This window comes from Pseudomonas meliae, from assembly GCF_001400515.1.
GTDB lineage: Bacteria > Pseudomonadota > Gammaproteobacteria > Pseudomonadales > Pseudomonadaceae > Aquipseudomonas > Aquipseudomonas amygdali.
Genome location: NZ_LJQT01000348.1, coordinates 43,478 through 47,265 on the forward strand (window position 1 = coordinate 43,478; position 3,788 = coordinate 47,265).

A 3,788-nucleotide genomic window follows, 5' to 3' on the forward strand; every position below is an offset into this window, starting at 1 on the left:
TGCTCCATTACACAGTGATCAGCCTGCAAGACCCACGTACACGTTCTGCACGTCGTCGTGATTGTCGATGGCTTCGAGAAACGCTTCGACTTCGGCCATCTGCTCCTCGGTCAGACCATCCACGGTGCTTTTCGGGCGATAACCCAATTGCGCCGACTGCACGGTGAAACCAAATTCAGGGAGCGCCTTGCAAACCGCATCCATGTCTGTGGATTCGGTCAGGAACAGCGTAGCGCCCTCCTCAGCCGACTCGAAATCCTGGGCACCGGCTTCGATTGCCGCCAGCTCCGGGTCGGCATCCGCTGCTGCAGGGACAGCCTCGATCATGCCCTGATACAAAAAGTCCCACGAAACCGAGCCCGCAGCACCCAACTGGCCCTTGCGGAACAGCACGCGAATTTCCGAGACCGTACGATTGATGTTGTCGGTCAGGCACTCGACGATCACCGGTACGCGATGCGGCGCAAATCCTTCGTAAGTCAGACGCTCGAAGTTGACGCTCTCGCCCAGCAGACCTGCGCCTTTCTTGATGGCACGCTCCAGGGTTTCGCGCGGCATCGAGGCCTTTTTGGCCTGTTCCACTACCAGCCGCAGACGCGAGTTCATGTCCGGGTCTGCGCCAGCGCGTGCGGCGATCATGATCTCCTTGGACAGCTTGCCAAACGTGCGTCCCTTGGCATTGGCTGCCGCTTCTTTATGCTTGACCTTCCACTGTGCGCCCATGTCTGCTCTCTTGATTCGCTAGGCACCTCGCCGCCTGCGTCTGCACGACTGACAGAACGCGGCGCTGGCAAGGCGCTGAAAAAGGGTCACCGGCAAATATCCTGTCCGGCGCGGCGCATTTTATACGCGATCACGGCAGATGAAACCCCCGCCGCGCACATTGCTCGAACGAACTCGCCAAGATGGCTGCCAATCGGGCCGACGGCAATCATCCGCTTTCCATCACTGCTTGTAGTCTTTTTCCGAAAAACCTTGCAGCAATGCTTTTAGGCCAAGGTATTCCGTAACCTGCGCACCCTGATTTTGAAGGTAGAGAGCCCCGCAGATGCGCAAGGACCTGCAAATGCCAATCATACTGGCGATTACCGACTGCCAGACGGATCTGCATGTCATCAGCTTCACCGGCCGTGATGCTCTCAATGAAGCGTATCGCTTCGATATCTGGCTGATCGGCGCCCCTCTTCTGGATGTGCGCAGCCTGCTGCACCGAGAAGCGTTTTTGAGGTTCGGTGAGCGTCGCGGCGGCGTGCATGGCCAGATCTGCCATGCGGCCCGAATCCACAGCGGGGCTCGCGTGAGCCTTTATCACCTGATCCTGATGCCCAGCCTTGGCAAGCTTGCAGCCCATCGGCACCGGCGCATCTATCAGGATATTGCGCCTCCTCAGTTGATCGCTCAGTTGCTTGAGACACACGGTATTGGCGCAAACGCTTACCGCTTCGAGCACATGAACGGTCTTTACCCGGCCAGACCGCTGCATATCCAGTACGACGAAAGCGATCTGCACCTGCTGCAACGCCTGTGCGAGGAAGAAGGCATTCATTTCCGTTTCGAACATCGTCAGAGCGGCCATCGGCTGGTGTTCTCGGATGACTCTGCAAGCTTTCCGGCACAGCCAGTACCCTTACGGTTCAAGCGTCAGGAACAGTCAGGCACATCGACCGGGACGCTCTTGCACATGGCAGAAGTGCTGACGCTTCCAGGCGTTTCGCGACAACCCGCTCCAGGCCTGAAACAGACGCAGCCCCCCTCGTCAAAGCACGACGAGAACGCCAGAACACCCGCAGCCAATCATGCATTTCAACCGTCAGGCGTTCTCGGCCCAATCAGCCAGGAAGAGGCGCTAGGTCGCCAGCGCGGCATGCGCGAGCTGGAGCGCTTGCGCTGCGAACGGCGCGAGGTCAGCGGGCACAGTAACCGGTCTGGCTTGCGCAGTGGCGAAGTCATACAGGTGCTTGATCACCCGGAGCCATTGCTTAACGACCAATGGTTGCTGACCGAGGTGCTGCACGCAGGTCGGCAATTACAGGTGCTCAGAGGGGCCACCGCCCATGATGCCCTGGCAATCCTGCGCATCCTCACCGACGAGCAGCGCTCATCACCCGCAGCCGCACAGCTATCAGGCAATGGCTATGGCAACCGTTTCAAGGCCATCCCCTGGGCGATGCCGTTTCGCCCTTCAGCCAGACATCCTCGACCGGCCGCCACAGGCGATCATATAGCCACGCTGCAAGACAGCGACACGTACGCAGAACAGCCCGGCTACCGACCGGTTCGTTTCGACTGGCAAGCGCAACACCCGGAAGACCGAACCACCCAGCGCTGGCCGATGGCGCTGGTGGCCTGCCGCGAGATTCATCAGTTGCTGCCTGGCTCACGCGTACTGGTCCGTTATCTGGACAGTCATCCCGAGCGCCCGGTTATCTGCGCAGCCCTACCACCGGCTGAATACGCCTCGCAAGACAGTCTGTGGCACGGCGACCAGTCTGCAAAACCAGCCGATTGCATTCGACTTGCGAGCGGCCGGCACCTGCGCGCTACAACAGACAGCGAGTTGATTGTTCACGGGCAGGCGGCAGAGCTGCACATTGATGCGCAGCACATCCAGATTCTGGGTCGCGTAGATCAGCAGTCCTTGAAATCCGGCTGGCGCTTGTCGATAAACGCGTTCATGCCCTCCTTCTGATCGTGACTGGCGAAGGCTGCGTGAAACACCCGGCGCTCGAACCGGATGCCTTCGGCCAGACTGACCTCGAACGCGCGGTTGACGCTCTCCTTGACCATCATCGCCACCGGCAGGGACTTGCCGGCGATCACCGCCGCTACCGCGAGGGCTTCCGGCAGCAACTGCTCAAGTGGCACTACCCGCGCAACCAGCCCGGCACGTTCGGCTTCGTGAGCATCGATCAGGCGACCGGTCAGGCACATTTCCATGGCTTTGGCCTTGCCGACGGCGCGAGTCAGACGCTGCGTCCCGCCCATGCCCGGCAACACACCGAGATTGATCTCCGGCTGCCCGAACCTGGCGTTTTCAGCCGCCAGAATGAAATCGCACATCAAGGCCAGTTCACAACCGCCACCCAACGCAAAACCGGCCACTGCCGCCACGATGGGTTTGCGCCGCGCGGCCACCCGATCACTTTCGCGAAACAGGTCGTCGAGGTAGATTTGTGGGTAGGACAGGTCGACCATTTCCTTGATATCGGCACCGGTCGCAAAGGCTTTTTCCGAACCGGTCAGCACGATGCAGCCGATGGCACTGTCTGCTTCGAACTGGTCGAGTGCGTGGTTCAACTCGTCAATCAATTGAGCATTCAATGCATTAAGTGCCTTGGGACGGTTCAGCGTAATCACGCCAACCTTGCCTATAACCTCACTTAGAATTGTCTCGTAAGACATTGATAAATATCCTTTTAAATTAATAACCATGCACAGGCATAAAACCTAGAATCTACATTCGAAAAAAACCGTAACTCTATGAATAAATTATCTAATCGATGATTTCAATGGCGACGGCGGTGGCCTCTCCGCCACCGATGCAAATCGCTGCCACCCCGCGCTTGAGCTGCCTGCGCTGCAAAGCCGCCAACAGCGTCACAATGATCCGCGCGCCCGAAGCGCCTATCGGATGACCCAGCGCGCACGCCCCACCGTTGACATTGACCTTCTCGTGCGCAAGGCCCAGTTCACTCATCGCTACCAGCGGCACGACTGCAAACGCTTCGTTGATCTCGAACAGATCGACGTCATCCAGCGCCCAGCCTGTCTTGATGCATAGGAATTTC

The 3,788-nt window shown here is 58.8% G+C and carries 3 protein-coding genes and 1 pseudogene; 1 reads left to right on the forward strand and 3 read right to left on the reverse strand.

Annotated elements, in window-relative coordinates:
• Positions 1–18: 18 nt before the first annotated feature.
• Positions 19–723, reverse strand: coding sequence for a YebC/PmpR family DNA-binding transcriptional regulator (locus ALO64_RS16290; RefSeq protein ID WP_002553245.1), 705 nt, complete (start codon positions 721–723; stop codon positions 19–21).
• A gap of 325 nt (positions 724–1,048) precedes the next feature.
• On the opposite strand from ALO64_RS16290, the gene ALO64_RS16295 reads away from it, so the two are divergent.
• Positions 1,049–2,689, forward strand: a complete 1,641-nt coding sequence (locus tag ALO64_RS16295; RefSeq protein WP_044343899.1) for a type VI secretion system Vgr family protein — start codon at positions 1,049–1,051, stop codon at positions 2,687–2,689.
• Here the strand turns inward: ALO64_RS16295 and ALO64_RS16300 are convergent.
• Positions 2,629–3,402: an enoyl-CoA hydratase gene (locus ALO64_RS16300; protein ID WP_044343898.1), complete on the reverse strand. Its 774-nt coding sequence runs from the start codon at positions 3,400–3,402 to the stop codon at positions 2,629–2,631. The genes ALO64_RS16295 and ALO64_RS16300 overlap by 61 nt on opposite strands.
• Before the next feature lie 91 nt (positions 3,403–3,493).
• Positions 3,494–3,788, reverse strand: a pseudogene (locus tag ALO64_RS16305) (acetyl-CoA C-acetyltransferase); the annotation flags it as partial.